Origin of the sequence: Xanthomonas sp. WHRI 6108 (assembly GCF_040202385.2) — a bacterium.
Classification (GTDB): domain Bacteria; phylum Pseudomonadota; class Gammaproteobacteria; order Xanthomonadales; family Xanthomonadaceae; genus Xanthomonas; species Xanthomonas arboricola.
The window spans coordinates 3897804-3913273 of sequence record NZ_CP168198.1 but is presented as its reverse complement, the minus strand read 5'-3'; the positions used below and the strand labels follow the sequence as shown (position 1 = coordinate 3913273).

Genomic DNA, 15470 nt, shown 5'->3' with positions numbered 1-15470 from the left:
ACGCGCCCGCAAACCGCAGGTGGCTCAGGCAAGGCCTGCCGGGTTCTGCTGCTGTTGGGTTTTCCAGCTGCGCCATCCATACAGCGCCAGCAGCACGAAGCCTGCATACAGCAGTGCGGTGGGATACAGCCCCTTGCTGACGAACACGCCCACGTAGACGCAATCGAGCACGACCCACAGTATCCAGTTGGCGATGCGCTTGCGTGCGGCCCAGACGCTGGCGACCAGGCTGAAGCTGGCCAACGCCGCGTCCAGCCACGGCAGTGCGGCATCGGTGCGGTGATGCATGTAGGCACCGAGCGCGGCGGCGAACACGGCACCGATGCACAGCGAGATCCACAGCTCCGCCTGCGGCATCGGCAACGGGCGAATGCGTGTCTGTGTGGCCATCCCGCGCTGCCACTGCCACCAGCCGTACAGCTGGGTCAGCACGTAGACGCCTTGCAGCAGCATGTCCGAGTACAGCTTCCACTGATAGAACAGCCAGGCATACAGCGCCACCGCCACGATGCCGACCGGCCAGCACCAGCGAATGCGCCGCGCGGTCAGCCAGACACCGAGCAGGTTGATCACGACGGCGGCAGATTCGAGCAATGACATGGAAGGGGAGGATGTCTGATGAACGATGGATCGGTGGCTGGGACGCAGAACAGTTCAACGTGACCGTGCGAGCAGGCCGAGCGCGTTCACCGCCTGCAGCCGATACCGGCAGCGCACTCAGCCCGCGCAGCACCGCTGTCGCGTAACCCATGCAGCTCGGACGTCAGCGGATCGCATGGCCGCATCGGCTGCGTTTAGAAGTCCACCTGCACGGTCAGACGCGCCGTGCGCGGCGCGCCCGGGAACAGATAGGCATCACCCTGGTATTCGCCGCTATCGCGCCAGTAGCGCTTGTCGAACACGTTGTCCACGTTCAAGCGCCAAGTGGTGGCCAGGCCGCCCAGCGCGGTGGCGTAACGCGCGCCCAGGTTGGCCACCGTGTAGGCCGGCACGCTGGCGTTGCCGAGCCGGTCGGCGAACTTGCGCCCGCTGTATTGCGCGCCTGCCAGCAGCGCCAGGCCATCGATGCCGGGCACGCTGTAATCGGCCTGCAGGCTGGCGCGTAGCTTGGGCACGTTGATGGCCTGGTGGCCTTCGTACTCGGCAATGTCGGTGTCTTCGGCACGGGCGCGGATGGCGGCAACGCTGGCGAAGATGCGCAGTTGCGCGGTGGCCGCGCCATCGGCCGACAACTCCAGGCCGCGGTTGTGCAGGCGGCCCTGTTGCACATAGCGCAGGCCACCATCGACCTGCGGCTGGGTGAACTGGTAGGCCTGGCGGATGTCGAACAGCGCTGCGCCCAGGCGCAGGCCGTCGAGCTCGAATTTTGCGCCGGTCTCCAGCTGGTAGGCATTGGTCGGCGGCAGGATCTCATCGGCGTTGTCGGCAAACCACGGGGCGGTACCGCCGGCGGCCAGGCTCTTGGCGTAGCTGGCGTACAGCGATACCTGCTGCTGCGGTTTGAACAGCAGTGCGGCCTGCGGCAGCAGCGTGTCCTTGCGCGTGCGTCGCTCCAGCACGCCATCGCGGTCGAAGCTGCGCTCGTCCAGGCGCACATAGCGCGCGCCCAGCGACAGCTCCCATTGCGAACCCAGTCCAATCCTGTCGGCGACCACCAGGGCACGTTGGCGGCTGTCCAGGCGGCGTTGCTTCGGGTCCAGGGCGACGTCGGTCTGTGCAAACACTTCGGGGTCGCGGTCGATGCTGCCGCTGCCGACGAATTCGTTGACCGAACCGAAGCGATCGATGGTGCGGCGTAGCCAGTCGCCGCCGATGCTCAGGCGGTGATCCAGCGCGCCGGTGAGTACACGGCCTTCCAGCGTGGCACGCAGTTGATCGTGCACACGGGTGTCGTCGGGGCTGCGGTAGTCGTAGACGTCGTACTCGCCTTGCGCGCTGAAGAAGTTCGGTGTGACGCTGTCGGCGCAACTGATCGCGCCATAACAGCCCCAGGCGAACGCAGAGAAATCGTTGATCACCGAGCGGCTGCGCGACGCTTCAGCGGTGGCGCGCCAGTTGTCGTTGAATTGGTAGGCGTAGCGCAGCTGCGCATTGAGCGAATCCATCTCCACCGGCCGCGACCACGGCTGGTAGCCGAGCAGGCGATGCACATCGATGTCGCGCGGTACCTGTGTGCCACCGAGCAATTGGTAGCCGGGCACCGAGCGTTGCTGCCGATGCTGATACTCCACATCCAGCTGCAGCAGCGACTGCGGGCTGATCTTCCAGTCGCCGGCCAGCGACAGGAAATTGCGATAACCGTCGGCGTGGTCGACATAGCTGTTGATGTCTTCGCGCGCGGCGTTGACGCGCAGGCCCAGGCTGCGCTCGGCGCCGAACCAGTCGCCCAGGTCGGCGGCCACATAGCGCGAACCTTGTTCGTCGGTGCCCAGGGTCACGCTGCGCACGTGCTCGGGCCGCTTGGTGCGGTAGTCGATCAGTCCGGCCGGTTCGTTGACACCCGATTGCAGCCCGGCCAGGCCCTTGAGGATCTGCACCTGCTGCTTGTTTTCCAGTGCAATGGATTGCTCGCCCACCGCGCTCAGGCCATTGATGCGGTAACTGTTGGCGGCGTTGAGCGAATAGCCACGCACGACGAAATTCTCGTAGTAGCCGATCGGGGCGTAGGCGTCGCCGGCGGAGGCATCGGCGCGCAATACCTCGCTGAGCACGCGAGCCTGACGGTCGAGCAATTGCTGGCGCTCGATCACCGCGATCGAGGCCGGCGCATCCAGCAGCCGCGTGGCGCCAAAGCCGGTCAAGGCCGTGCTGGCGTCGGCGCGTTCGCCACGCACGTTGACCGCATCCAGTTCGACCGCCTCGGCACCGGGTTGTTGCTGCGCGAGGGCAGGCGTGGCGATGCACAGCGCAAGTGCAAGCGCGAGCGGGCGGCGGTGGTGAAGAGGGGCGGGCAGGTGCATGCGCAGGGCTCGAAAAGGAGAAGGAAAAACGCTCATGGCAACCGACGCGCGCGCGCGTGCAGGTGATCGAGCAGATGCTGGCCATCGGCGCTGGCAAACCAGTCCGCATGGCCGAGCAGGTAACGGTGATAGGCGATGTCGGCGTTGTCGGCCGAGCGGGTGATGCCGGCGAAGTATTCGATCTCGCTCAGGGCAAAATCCGCATGCACGATCGGTAGCAAGGCGGCCAGCTGCCGCAGCTGCGCGGCGCCCAGTGCGCAGTGCCGGGCGTAGCCGTCCAGCAAGGCGTCGAGCTGCTCCAGCTGCGGCTGCGCGCGCTGCCCCGCATCCAGGTTCAACCATGGGATCAGATTGCGTTCGATCGCCGTGGCCAGGTCGAACATCGCAAAACTGCGGTCGCACAGGCCGAAGTCGAACACCGCGCTGACCTCGACGTCGCCATCGTCGTGTGTGCGCCACAGCAGGTTGGAGGCATGCCAGTCGCCATGCGTCCACAGCGGCGGCAGCGCGCCAGGCGCCGACAGCACCGACCAGGCCCGGGCGTGCCAGGGCAGCAGGTGGTCGGTCAGGTCGCGGCGCCAGGGCCGGTCCTGAAAATCGGCGGCCAGGCCGGGGCGCGACAGCAAGGCCTGTTCCACCGCCCGGAGCGGGTCGACCTGCGCGAACAGGGCCAGGTTGGCCACCAGTACGCTGCTGCGGCGTGGCGGCGCATCGAACCCCTGCGCTGCCAGGTGCAGGCGTGCCAGCGCGGCACCCGCCGCCGCCGCATGCGGGGCGCTGGTAAAGGACGTCCACGACAAGGCATCCCGATACAGGTCCTGGCCGAATCCTGCGCGCTGCACTTCGTAGACCCAGTCCGCATCGGCCAGGGCGGTGCGGCCCGCGGCATCGTGCAGCACCTCGACCACCGGTGCGCCGGCCCAGCGCAGATGCGCCATGAAGACGTGCTCTTCGCGCAACGCGGCGACATTGCGCACGCTGCGGTGATGTCGCTTGACGATGAGCGTGCCGCTGGCGGTGTCCACGCAGGCGGCGGCGGAAAACGGGCGGGCGCTATGCCAGCGAATCAGTTCGCTACCGACGGGAGCGGAAAAGTGCTGCAGCACGCGACGGATTTCGTCGGCGGTCAACACCGGCCAGTCCGGCAGCGCCAGCTCCAGGCTCATGCCATGCACCTGATGCGAGGTGCTCATGCGCCCGGCTCCGGCAATGCGGTGCGGGTCAGTGGTATAGACCAGTCGATCGGTGCCGAAGCGGCGGACCCGGCGCGCGCGCCGGCGACAACACGGACGGCGCTGCCAGGCCGTCGTTGCGGCGCGCCCGCCATCAGGCGGTTGCACTGCAGGGAATGAAAAGGCAGCGCAACACCGAAAGGTCGCTGGCCGTCATCTCGACACTAAAAATGTGGGGCGCGCCGTGGGCGGCGCCTGCGCAAAACCGCTGGGCGGTTCCGGGCGCGCAGTATGCCTGTTGCTGCTGCCAGCCGCCATGTCGGCGCTGGCAGACGCACGATGGCGTTGCGCCGCCCCGGCACCGGATAATGACCGGATGACTCCCGTCCAGATTGCCGCCGTCGTCGTCACCTATCAGAGCAGCAGCACCATCGATGCGTGCCTGTCGCGGCTGCGCGCGGCCGAGGGCATCAGCGAGATCCGGGTGGTCGACAACGCCTCCAGCGACGACACCCTGGAGGTCGTGCAGCGGCATGCCTTGGCCGATGCGCGGCTGCACTTCATCGCCAATCCGGACAACCCGGGTTTTGCGAGCGCCTGCAACCAGGGCGCGCGCGACTCGCAGGCGCCCTGGCTGGTGTTCATCAACCCGGACCTGATGGTCGAGCGCGACACCTTGGCGCAGCTGTGCGCACGCGCGGCCGGCCATGCGGCGGTGCTGTTGGGCGTGGAGCAGGTGGACGAGGACGGGCAGCCGGATGCCGCAGTGCGCCGTCGCGATCCGGATTTTGCCGCCATGCTGCGCGCACCGCGCGCTGCCGCCCAGCTGGCGGTGCCGGCCGATCCCTCTGCGCCCCTGCAGGTGGTGGACGCCATTTCCGGTGCCTTGATGCTGATGCAACGCAGCCTGTTCGACCGGCTGGACGGCTGGGACGGCGCCTACCGCCTGCATGCCGAAGACCTGGACCTGTGCCGGCGGGCACGCCAGGCCGGTGCGCTGGTGGCGGTGGCCAACGATCTGCGGGTCGTGCATGTGCGTGGCGTGTCCAGTCGTTCGCGGCCGTTCTTTGTCGAATGGCATAAGCACCGCGGCCTGTGGCGCTATTTCCGCAAGTTCGAGGCGGGCCGGCGCGGGTGGCTCACCCGGCTGGGCGTATGGCTGGCGATCTGGACCCATGCCGTTGCCCAGGTACCGAAATTGTTGCGAAAGAGATGAGTTCGCTCGCGTTAAATTTGTGATAAATCAGTGATGGGTGGCGGGACTTATGTGTGATACGTTTCGCCTCGAAGTGTGATCAATCACTAGCTTCCTGTCCCTTCCGGGTCCCCCATCAGGAATCGTGCAATGTCCTTACAGAACGACCCGCAATTGCGGGGACGTCAGCCGTGCGCCGCCGCGCTGCAGTCCAGTCCGGTTGTCTCGCCCCCTTCTCTTGATTCCATCGCTTCCCGCGCGCCGGTAGCTGCGCTGTCGGCGCTCGCGCTGAGCTGCCTGATGGCGGCCTTGCCGGACACGGCCGTGGCAGGCGCCTGGACCCAGCCGCAGGGCGACACCCTGGTGATCGTCAAGGCGCTGCATAGCGATGGCACCGGCTGGTTCGACGATGCCCATCACCGTGGCGATTTCGGCAACAACGGACGCAGCCGCCAGGACCAGCTCAATGTCTACGTCGAGCATGGCCTGAGCGACAAGCTGAGCTTCATCGGCAATTTCTATTTCACCGAAGTCGGTTTCAACAACGACGAACCGGTGAACGGTGCGCCCGGACGGGCACGCCGCAGTACCACCGGCTTTGCCGATCAGGAGATCGGCCTGCGCTACGCACTGCCAGGCGCGGCCGACGATGTCTGGCGTAGCTCGGTGCAGGCCCTGGTCAGCATCCCGGCCTATGGCCGTAGCAAGACCTATCACCCGAACAATCCTGGGCGCGACCCCGCGCTCGGCCTGGGCGACTACGGTCTGGAGCTGCGTTACAGCCGCGGCCGTGGTTACACGCTGGGCGGGCGCAACGGCTACGTCGATCTGGGTGGCGCGGTGCGCCTGCGCGGCAGTGCCGCTTCCGACGAAGTGCGGGTGGACGCGTCCACCGGCCTGAGCCTGACCCCGAGCTGGTTGCTGCTTGGCGAAGTCAACGTGATCCAGGGCCTGGGTAACGGGCGTAACGACGCGTTTGTCGTTGGCTCGACACCTGGCGATTCCGGCTTCGTCGCCACCGGCACCAACTACGACCTCACCAAGCTGCAGCTGTCCACGCTGTACACCGCGCCGGGCGGCAGCCAGTGGCAGGTGGGATATCAGCAGCCAGTGATGGGCCGCAACACCGGCGCCGCAGGTGGGCCTTTCGTGGCCGCCTGGTGGCGGTTCTAAGGACGCCACGACAATGACGGTCACCTGCGAAATGGACGCGCTGGGACGAGCACCGGACATCGGCCGCGAACGCGGTCTGTTGGGTCGCGCGCTGGTCACGGCAGGCGTCATCACCGACGAACAGCTGCGCTCGGCGCTGGCGTTGCAGCAACGCTGGAACTCGCGCCTGGGCGATGTGATCCTGGCCCAGCGCGGCGTGCCGGCGCAGCGGTTCTACGCCATCGTTGCCGCGCACTTCGGCCTCGAGTTCATCGATCTGGTGCAGCAGCCGCCGGATCCGGAACTGCTCACCCCGGGCGATCTGGAAAGTTACGCGCAGCGCCTGCTGCTGCCGTGGCGTCGCGAAGACGGTGTGCTGGTGCTGGCCGTGGCCGATCCGGACCCGGCAGTGTTTGCCTGGGCGCGCGCGCACTACGGCGAGGACGTGCGTTTTGTCGGCACCGCCAAGTTCGACATCATCTGGAGCCTGCAGCGCTATGCCGACGAGCAGCTCACCGACAACGCGCTGAACCTGCTCGCATCGCATGCGCCGACGTACTCGGCGCGCCAGGTGGTGACGCGCGGACAGAAGTTCACGCTGTGGGCGATCGCCGCGGTGATGGTGATCGCGATGGTGCTGTTCCCGGTGCCGGCCCTGATCACCGTCAACGTGCTGGTGGCGGTGGGCTTTCTGGCGACCTTCGGACTGAAGCTGTTGCTGGTGTGGTTCGGCTCGCGCCACCGCATCGACATCAAGGTCACCGAGGACGAAGTGGCCGCGCTGCGCGACGACGACCTGCCGGTCTATACCGTGCTGGTGCCGATGTACAAGGAGCCGGAAGTCCTGCCGATCCTGGCCAACGCGCTGCGCAAGCTGGATTACCCGATCAGCAAGCTCGACGTGAAGCTGGTGCTGGAGGCGGACGATTTCGACACCATCGAGGCCGCCAAGAAACTCGGCCTGGAGGCGTTCTTCGAAATCATCCGGGTGCCGCCGTCGCAGCCCAAGACCAAGCCCAAGGCCTGCAACTACGCGCTGCATTTTGCGCGCGGCGAGCTGCTCACCATCTACGACGCCGAAGACAAGCCCGAGCCGGATCAGCTCAAGCGCGTGGTGGCCGCGTTCCGCAAGGCCGACAAGGATGTGGCGTGCATCCAGGCGCGGCTGAACTACTACAACGCCGACGAGAACTGGCTGACGCGGATGTTCACGCTGGAGTACACGCTCTGGTTCGACTTCTACCTGCCGGCGCTGGAATACCTGCGCATCCCGATTCCGTTGGGCGGCACCTCCAACCACTTCCGTCTGGATGTGTTGCGCCAGGTGCGCGCCTGGGACCCGTACAACGTCACCGAAGACGCCGACCTGGGCGTGCGGCTGATCCAGAACGGCTACCGCGTCAACGTGGTCAACTCCACCACGTTCGAAGAAGCCAACGTCAGCATTCCCAACTGGATCCGGCAGCGTTCGCGCTGGCTCAAGGGCTACATGCAGACCTGGCTGGTGCACATGCGTGACCCGGTGCACCTGTATCGCAGCACCGGGTTCAAGGGCTTCTGGGGCTTCCAGTTCTTCATTGGTGGCGGCTTTTTCACCGCGTTGGGCGTGCCGGTGCTGTGGGCGCTGTATGTGGTCTGGGCAGTCACCGGGACAACCGCGTTCGAGCGCTTCTTCCCGCCGTGGCTGGCGACCGTGTCGTTGGTCAATCTGCTGTTGGCCAATGCGTTCTTCATCTACATCACGCTGGTGGCTGCGTTCAAACGCGACTACTTCAAGCTGGCGCCCTACGCGTTGACTGTGCCCTTTTATTGGGTGTTGCAGTCGATCGCCGCGTACAAGGGGCTCTGGCAGCTGATCCACAATCCGTTCTATTGGGAGAAGACCACTCATGGCATCAGCAAGCATTCGGAAAACGAGCGCCGCGCCGCACTCGAAGAGTGAGTCGGCGGTTCCGCGCCGTCAAAGCGGGCTGCCGGCGTTTCTGGTTGCCGTGGTGGCCCTGTCGCTGCTGAGCCAGCCGCTGCTGCTGCAGTCGGTCGGCTCCGCTGCACCGGCAATCGCACCAGCAGCCGGCTTGCCGGCAACCGGTCTGTTGTCGTGGGCGATCAATCTGGGGCTGGACAGCTGGAACCTGCCGTTCCAGGTCTGGCCGTTCCTGGCGGTTGCCGCCAACGCGTTGTTCCTGTCGCTGCTGTGGCGCGATCTGGCCGGCGTGTTCGGGCGCGGCTGGGCCAGTGGTTTGACCCTGCTGGTGGGCTGCAATCCGCTGTTCCTGCTGCCGATCGCCGCAGGCGGAAGCCAGGCGGTGGGTCTGCTGGCGTTCTACGGCTTGTGCCGCACCTTGCGCCGCCTGCAGACGCCGGTAGAGGCCTTCACCTATCTGCGCATCGCCGGCTGGTTGTGCATCCTGCTGTGCCTGGATCTGCAGACACTGGCGCTGTCGACGATGGTGGCACCGTGGCTGCTGCTGGTGATGCCGCCGCAGATGCTGCGCAAGGCGCCGGGTTCGTTCTACCTGGTGTGCTATCTGCCGTTCGCGTTTCTGGTCGGCATGTGGGCCTACGTCAATCTGACCGTGTTCAACGCCCCGTGGCCGACGCTGTCCAGCATCGGGCAGGGCGCGCATCCGCTGCCGTTGCCGCTGGCCGAGCATGCGCAAGGCTGGTCGCCGGCCGTGCGTTGGGGCGTGGCGGCGGTGGTCTGCTTCCCGGTGCTGGCGTTGCTGGCCCGTAGCCGCAGCAGTGCGCTCACGCGCGGCGTGCTGGCCAGTGCCGGCACCGTGATCTGTGCGGCGGCATTGTCGTTCGCCTTCGGCTGGGCCGGGTTTGATGCCTTGCTGCTGCTGTGGGTGCCGGCAGCGTTGCTGCTGCGCGCGCTGCATGCCGACCAGCGCAGTCAGGCCGCCGGCCTGCTGTTGCTGGGCCTGATCGGTGCGGCCTGGGTACAGCCGCAGGGCTGGGGCAGCTGGATGCGTGCGGCGCCTGCCGATGCGCAGTCCTTGCTGCAGGGCGAGGCGGTGGTCGTGAGCGCGCCGGTGTCGTTGCCGACCGGCGCGGCGACGCCGGCAGCGGATGCCGTGCAGGCGCAGCCCACCGTGGCGACTGCCGCGGACGTGGCCGCGCCCACGCAGCCCGCGTCCGGCGTCAGCGCGCCCACCACTGCTGCAATCGTGCAGCCGGACAAGAACACTGCGGTCATCGGTGCAATGGACTGCGCGCACACCACGACCGCGTCCACCACCAAGGCATCCGCCGCATGTTCAAACGCGTTCTGAGTACCGCGTTTCTGGTCGGGGCGTGCATGCTGGTCAATGGCTGCAACGCCGATGCATCGACGTGGATGGGCGCCAACGTCAAGGTCTCGGCCAATGCGCCGTGGGAGAGCGAGGCGGCGGGACAGTCGCTGGATGCGCTGGCCAAGACCGGCGCCAGCAAGGCCTTGCTGGTTGCGTTTGTGTGGCAGGCCAACCCGCAGGCGAACGACCCGGTGCTGGGCAGCGACAGCAGCGTGGAGGCCATGCGCGCGGCGTTGCGGCAGAGCCACCACGCCGGCCTGCAGGCCACGCTCAAGGTGCATGTGTGGATTCCCGGGCATTGGGCCGGCGACACCGCGCCCACCGACCAGGCAGCCTGGTTTGCCGCGTATCAGAACGCATTGCTGCCCTTGGCCAAGCTGGCCGAAGACGAGCATGCGGAAGCGTTGGTGATCGGCACCGAACTGCGCAAGCTGCAGGACGCGCCGCAGTGGCCTGGTCTGGTGGCGGAAGTGCGCAAGGTCTACCACGGCAAGCTGCTGTATGTGGCCGACGGCATGGAGCACGCCGAAAGCTTCCGTTACTGGTCCTTGTTCGATGCGGTGGGGACCAGCCTGTATCCGCGGCTGTCCGAAGCGGCTGCCGCGCGCACGGCCGAGATGGATGCCGCCGCGCAGCGCCTGCAGCAACTTGGCCAGCGCGTGGGCAAGCCGGTGTGGGTGGCGGAGCTGGGACTGCGTTCTGCACGCGGTAGCCTGGCCGCGCCCTGGGAGAGCCCGGAGCAACGCGCCGCTGCAGTGGACACCCGCCTGCAGCTGCAGGTGTTGCAGCAGTGGCGCAAGGTGCTGCAGGCGCACGGCGTGGAAGGTATCGCGCTGTGGTGCTGGTATACCGACCCCAAGGCCGGTGGCCCGGGCGACAGCGACTTCACCGTGCAGGGCAAACCAGCGCAGCAGGTGCTGGCGCGCTGAGCGATGGCGCCTGGCAACAAGAGGATGCCAAGCGCAATTGCCGAGGTGACTTGCCGGGGCGAAGCGCACTGCCGCCGTGCAGCGCATCGCCTCTCGGACGCATCGGCGGCTTGCACGCAGCGCGATCGCCGCTGCGGGCATAATCCGGCGGCATGATCATCCATTCGCTGCTCGACACCGATCTGTACAAATTCACCATGATGCAGGCGGTGCTGCATCAGCATCCGGCCGCACAGGTCGACTACCGCTTCAAGTGCCGCACGCCCGGCGTGGATCTCGCCCAGTTCATCGACGAGATCTCGCGTGAGATCGATGCGCTGTGCCGGCTGCGGCTGCGCGAAGACGAGGTGGCCTATCTGCGTGGCCTGCGCTTCATTAAGCCGGATTTTGCCGACTTCCTGGCGCTGTTCCATCTGGACCGCAAGTATCTGCAGCTGTCGGCATCGACCACCCATCCGGGCGAGATCGAGCTGACCATCCGCGGCCCGTGGCTGCACACCATCCTGTTCGAAGTGCCGTTGCTGGCGATCATCAACGAGGTGTGGTTCCGCAACACCTCCGAGCCGGATTACGAAGAAGGCCGTCGCCGCCTGCGCGAGAAGGTGAGCAGCCTGCGCAGCATGCCGGCCGGCTGCAAGATCGCCGATTACGGCACCCGGCGGCGCTATTCGCGGCACTGGCACGGCGAGTTGCTGCCGTTGCTGCGCGATGGCCTGGGCGAGCAGTTCGTCGGCACCAGCAATGTGTATTTCGCCAAGCATTACGGCCTGACCCCGCTGGGCACGATGGCGCACGAGTACCTGCAGGCGTTCCAGGCACTGGGGCCGCGGTTGCGCGACTCGCAGGTGGCGGCGCTGGAATCGTGGGCGCGCGAGTACCGCGGCGATCTGGGCATCGCCCTGTCCGATGTGGTGGGGCTGGATGCGTTCCTGCGCGACTTCGATCTGTACTTCTGCAAGCTGTTCGACGGCATGCGGCATGATTCGGGCGACCCGTTCGAATGGGGCGAGCGCGTCATCGCCCACCTGCAGGCACACCGCATCGACCCCGCCACCAAGGTGCTGGTGTTCAGCGATGGCCTCAATATCGACAAGGTGATGCGGCTGTACGCACACTTCCATACGCGTTGCCGGCTGGCGTTCGGGGTCGGCACCAGCCTCACCAACGACCTGGGGCCGACGCCGCTGCAGATCGTGATCAAGATGGTCCGCTGCAATGGGCAGCCGGTGGCAAAGCTCAGCGACTCGCCGGGCAAGAGCATGTGCGAGGACGCCGGTTATCTGCGCTATCTGCGCGATGTATTCGGCCTGCCGCCGATGCCGGAATCAGGTGACCACGCGCGGCAGTGACTGACGTGTAGCGGCAGCTTGTGCCGGGATTTGGCGGCCCTGTCAGGGAATGGCCAAAAAAATGCGATGCAGCGCTCAATTGTCCGCATGGGTTCGTTAACATTGGCATCACGCGTACTTCACGTTTGATGCACGCGACGTTGACGGACGGCCTCCTCCCCACGCGATGCCCGAATGACTGCACCCGACCCATTGTCGCTGTACCGAGCGCGCAGCTGCTCCCGGCAATGGCTGGGCTTTGTGCGTGCGATGGCCGCCGAGTTCGGCGCCGAGTTGCCCGAGGACGATCTGGCCCCGTTGATGGCGCGCATCGGCCGGCGCTTCGCGCGCGAGCACCGGCTGGCGCACTGCACGACCCTGGACGAGATGCAGCAGGCCGCCAACGCCGTGTGGGAGCGCTGTGATTGGGGCCAGTGCGCGATGCACGACCACGCCGACCACGTACGGATCCAGCACGCCGGTGCGCCATTGAGTACAGCGCTGGATGGCACGGCATGGAGCGATGGGTTCCTGCAGGGCGTGTACGAAGGATGGTTCCAGCAACTGGGGATGCTGGCAGGCCTGGCGGTGCAGACCGCGCCAGGCGACAGCGTCGATCTGCGCAACTTCGTGTTGCTGCGGACGGCATGAACGGCTGAAGTCGGGCAAGGGGAGTGTGATGGCACCGAAGAACAACAAGGCAACCTCCGGGCACGACGATGTGTCCGGCCTGTTCGCGCGGTTGGGGACGCCGGCGAGCGCGGGCTATCAGGATTTCGCCCACACCCAGCTGCCGTCGCGCAGGCCGGAAGTGACGCAAACGCCGGTCCCGGCAGCGGTCGAACAGGCCCCCGCTGCGGCGGACACCGTGCAGACGCCAGCGCCGCTGCTGGCGCCTGCCGCATCAGCGCCGAGCGTTTCGATCGCCATGCAGGCAGTGCCGGCGGCGCACCGGTCCGTGCCTGCCGAAGAGACGGCAGGCACGCCGCTCGATGCGCTCGCGCCGCTACGCAAATTGCGCCAGCTCGACGAGCCTGCAGCGCCTGCAGCGCAGCCGGGCGAGCGCCAGGCGCAGACGCCGCTGGAGTGCTTGTTCCAGCGGCTGTTGCAGGCCGATGCGCCCAGCGCGACGCAAAGCCCGCTGCAGCGACTGCGCTCGCGTTGATCAGCACCACCGCGTGACCTTCGGCAAGCGCCGCTGCGCTCGCCCGTTTCGCCTCGTTTTGCCGCACGCCGCCACACTTGAAGGATTATCTGATGACTGCTGCCAGCCGCCGTTCCGGATCACCGCTGCCCATGCTGGCGACCTGGGCGCTGTGGTTGTTGGGCGGCTTGCTGCTGGTGTTCGTGGTCGCCGTGCCGATGGATGTCATCCAGCAACTGGTGTTCTCCGGGGTGCTGTTCGCCGTTGCGCTGGCGGTGCGCAAGCGCGGCGGGCGGGTGGTGATCCTGACGATGATGGGCATGTCGCTGGCGGTGTCGTGCCGCTACATCTGGTGGCGCACGACCCAGACCATGGGTGTGGGCAGCGCGGTGGATTTCATCCTGGGCCTGGGCCTGCTGGGCGCGGAGCTGTATGCGTTCGTGATCCTGGTGCTGGGCTATTTCCAGGTGTTGTGGCCGCTCGATCGCAAGCCGGTGCCGTTGCCGGCCGACCAAGCCTTGTGGCCGAGCGTGGACGTGTTCATTCCCACCTACAACGAGCCATTGTCGGTGGTGCGCACCACCGTGCTGGCGGCCAGCGTGATCGATTGGCCGGCCGGCAAGATCACCATCCATCTGCTCGATGACGGCCGCCGCGACGCGTTCCGCGACTTCTGTGCCGAGGTCGGCATCAACTACGTCACCCGCACCAACAACGCGCACGCCAAGGCGGGCAACATCAATGCCGCGCTGAAGAAGTGCAGCGGCGAGTACGTGGCGATCTTCGACTGCGACCACATTCCCACCCGCAGTTTCCTGCAGGTGGCGATGGGCTGGTTCCTGCGCGACACCAGGCTGGCCCTGGTGCAGATGCCGCACTATTTCTTCTCGCCCGACCCGTTCGAACGCAACCTGGGCACGCATGGCAAGGTGCCCAACGAAGGCGAGCTGTTTTACGGCCTGCTGCAGGATGGCAACGACCAGTGGAATGCGACCTTCTTCTGCGGCTCCTGCGCGGTGATCAAGCGCAGCGCGCTGGAAGAGGTCGGCGGGGTGGCGGTGGAAACCGTCACCGAGGACGCCCACACCGCGCTCAAATTGCAGCGTCGCGGTTATCGCACCGCCTACCTGGCGGTGCCGCAGGCTGCAGGCCTGGCCACCGAGAGCCTGTCCGGCCATGTGGCGCAACGCATCCGCTGGGCGCGCGGCATGGCGCAGATCGCGCGCATCGACAATCCGCTGCTGGGGCGCGGGCTCAGGCTCTCGCAGCGGCTGTGCTACCTCAATGCGATGCTGCACTTCTTCTACGGCTTGCCGCGCATCATCTACCTCACTGCGCCGCTGGCCTATCTGTTCTTCGGCGCGCACGTGATCCAGGCCTCGGCGTTGATGATCCTGGCCTATGCGTTGCCGCACATCCTGCAGGCCAATCTGACCAACCTGCGGGTGCAGAGCCGCTTCCGCCATCTGCTGTGGAATGAGGTCTACGAGACCACGCTGGCCTGGTACATCTTCCGTCCCACCCTGGTCGCGCTGCTCAACCCCAAGCTGGGCAAGTTCAATGTCACGCCCAAGGGCGGGCTGGTGGCGCGCAGTTATTTCGATGCGCAAATCGCCAAGCCATACCTGTTCCTGCTGTTGCTCAACCTGGCCGGTGTGGCTGCCGGCGTGCTGCGCCTGATCTATGTCGGCGGCAGCGGCGAGCAGCAGACGATCTGGTTCAACCTGGCCTGGACGCTTTACAACATGGTGCTGCTGGGCGCCACCATCGCCACCGCCAGCGAAACCCGCCAGGTGCGCAGCGCCCATCGCGTGCCGCTGGATGTCCCGGTCAATCTGTATCTGCCCGATGGCAGCGTGCTGCCCAGTCGCTCGCTGAATTTTTCCACCGGCGGCATGGCGATCAGGCTCGCCCAGCCGCAGCCGATCGAGCCGGGGTTGCCGGTGCAGATCGGCCTCAGTCATCGCGGCGTGGAGCAGACCTTGCCGGCGGTGGTGCGGCAGGACCGCGACGGCCAGGTCAGCGTGCAGTTCACCGCGATGTCGATGGAACAGGAGCGCTGGCTGGTGGCCTCGACCTTTGCGCGCGCCGACATCTGGCTGTCGCAATGGGGCCAGCACGACCGCGATGCGTTCTGGCGCTCGCTGGGCCAGGTGCTGGCCGCCAGCGCGCGCGGCTTCGGACGCCTGGGCGGGCATATCGCGCTCAGTGCGCGTCAGGGCTTCCGCCCGGCGCGCGCGCTGGATCTGGAGTCGTGAGCGTGACGCCTGCCGTTTCCCTTTTCCCTGCCAAGA

At 66.6% G+C, this 15470-nt stretch carries 12 protein-coding genes; 9 read left to right on the top strand and 3 right to left on the bottom strand.

Annotated features, from left to right (window positions below):
- Positions 1 to 24: 24 nt before the first annotated feature.
- The 3 genes from pnuC to ABQ039_RS16350 all read right to left on the bottom strand — a co-directional run bounded on the left by pnuC (position 25) and on the right by ABQ039_RS16350 (position 4153).
- Positions 25 to 600, bottom strand: coding sequence for a nicotinamide riboside transporter PnuC (pnuC, locus tag ABQ039_RS16360; protein WP_024939109.1), 576 nt, complete (start codon positions 598 to 600; stop codon positions 25 to 27).
- A gap of 194 nt (positions 601 to 794) precedes the next feature.
- Entirely contained in the window at positions 795 to 2960 is a 2166-nt protein-coding gene (locus ABQ039_RS16355) for a TonB-dependent receptor (protein ID WP_349778335.1), read from the bottom strand.
- 32 nt (positions 2961 to 2992) lie between these two features.
- Positions 2993 to 4153 carry a phosphotransferase gene (locus tag ABQ039_RS16350; RefSeq protein WP_349778334.1) on the bottom strand — a complete coding sequence of 387 codons (1161 nt, stop codon included), beginning with the start codon at positions 4151 to 4153 and terminating at the stop codon, positions 2993 to 2995.
- Between the two features lie 355 nt (positions 4154 to 4508).
- Between ABQ039_RS16350 and ABQ039_RS16345 the strand changes: the two genes are divergently transcribed.
- From ABQ039_RS16345 to bcsA, 9 genes are all read left to right on the top strand, one after another.
- Entirely contained in the window at positions 4509 to 5348 is an 840-nt protein-coding gene (locus ABQ039_RS16345; protein ID WP_102580770.1) for a glycosyltransferase family 2 protein, read from the top strand.
- Between the two features lie 129 nt (positions 5349 to 5477).
- The gene (locus ABQ039_RS16340; RefSeq protein WP_184433492.1) at positions 5478 to 6500 is read left to right on the top strand and encodes a hypothetical protein; all 1023 of its coding nucleotides are present in this window, start codon (positions 5478 to 5480) and stop codon (positions 6498 to 6500) included.
- A gap of 13 nt (positions 6501 to 6513) precedes the next feature.
- Positions 6514 to 8421, top strand: coding sequence for a glycosyltransferase family 2 protein (locus ABQ039_RS16335; RefSeq protein WP_184433495.1), 1908 nt, complete (start codon positions 6514 to 6516; stop codon positions 8419 to 8421).
- 49 nt (positions 8422 to 8470) lie between these two features.
- On the top strand, positions 8471 to 9754 hold the full coding sequence (locus tag ABQ039_RS16330) for a hypothetical protein (RefSeq protein WP_184433498.1): 1284 nt from the start codon (positions 8471 to 8473) through the stop codon (positions 9752 to 9754).
- Positions 9736 to 10704: a glycosidase-like protein gene (locus ABQ039_RS16325; RefSeq protein WP_126966652.1), complete on the top strand. Its 969-nt coding sequence runs from the start codon at positions 9736 to 9738 to the stop codon at positions 10702 to 10704. The genes ABQ039_RS16330 and ABQ039_RS16325 overlap by 19 nt, the downstream gene beginning before the upstream one ends.
- 152 nt (positions 10705 to 10856) lie before the next feature.
- Positions 10857 to 12053, top strand: coding sequence for a nicotinate phosphoribosyltransferase (pncB, locus tag ABQ039_RS16320; protein ID WP_104575359.1), 1197 nt, complete (start codon positions 10857 to 10859; stop codon positions 12051 to 12053).
- A 174-nt stretch (positions 12054 to 12227) separates the two neighbouring features.
- A complete protein-coding gene (bcsD, locus tag ABQ039_RS16315; RefSeq protein ID WP_065032844.1) occupies positions 12228 to 12683 on the top strand; it encodes a cellulose biosynthesis protein BcsD in 456 nt (151 codons plus the stop codon).
- A 28-nt stretch (positions 12684 to 12711) separates the two neighbouring features.
- Positions 12712 to 13197 (top strand): hypothetical protein, encoded by a 486-nt coding sequence (locus tag ABQ039_RS16310; RefSeq protein ID WP_349778333.1) that lies wholly within the window; start codon positions 12712 to 12714, stop codon positions 13195 to 13197.
- Between the two features lie 92 nt (positions 13198 to 13289).
- Positions 13290 to 15434, top strand: a complete 2145-nt coding sequence (bcsA, locus tag ABQ039_RS16305; RefSeq protein WP_349778332.1) for a UDP-forming cellulose synthase catalytic subunit — start codon at positions 13290 to 13292, stop codon at positions 15432 to 15434.
- The last annotated feature ends 36 nt before the right edge of the window (positions 15435 to 15470 follow it).

What these genes read in the sequence shown, in the direction of transcription:
- pnuC (WP_024939109.1), bottom strand. Translation starts at nt 600, where the DNA reads ATGTCATTGCTCGAATCTGCCGCCGTCGTGATCAACCTGCTCGGTGTC.
- ABQ039_RS16355 (WP_349778335.1), bottom strand. Translation starts at nt 2,960, where the DNA reads ATGCACCTGCCCGCCCCTCTTCACCACCGCCGCCCGCTCGCGCTTGCA.
- ABQ039_RS16350 (WP_349778334.1), bottom strand. Translation starts at nt 4,153, where the DNA reads ATGAGCACCTCGCATCAGGTGCATGGCATGAGCCTGGAGCTGGCGCTG.
- ABQ039_RS16345 (WP_102580770.1), top strand. Translation starts at nt 4,509, where the DNA reads ATGACTCCCGTCCAGATTGCCGCCGTCGTCGTCACCTATCAGAGCAGC.
- ABQ039_RS16340 (WP_184433492.1), top strand. Translation starts at nt 5,478, where the DNA reads ATGTCCTTACAGAACGACCCGCAATTGCGGGGACGTCAGCCGTGCGCC.
- ABQ039_RS16335 (WP_184433495.1), top strand. Translation starts at nt 6,514, where the DNA reads ATGACGGTCACCTGCGAAATGGACGCGCTGGGACGAGCACCGGACATC.
- ABQ039_RS16325 (WP_126966652.1), top strand. Translation starts at nt 9,736, where the DNA reads ATGTTCAAACGCGTTCTGAGTACCGCGTTTCTGGTCGGGGCGTGCATG.
- pncB (WP_104575359.1), top strand. Translation starts at nt 10,857, where the DNA reads ATGATCATCCATTCGCTGCTCGACACCGATCTGTACAAATTCACCATG.
- bcsD (WP_065032844.1), top strand. Translation starts at nt 12,228, where the DNA reads ATGACTGCACCCGACCCATTGTCGCTGTACCGAGCGCGCAGCTGCTCC.
- ABQ039_RS16310 (WP_349778333.1), top strand. Translation starts at nt 12,712, where the DNA reads ATGGCACCGAAGAACAACAAGGCAACCTCCGGGCACGACGATGTGTCC.
- bcsA (WP_349778332.1), top strand. Translation starts at nt 13,290, where the DNA reads ATGACTGCTGCCAGCCGCCGTTCCGGATCACCGCTGCCCATGCTGGCG.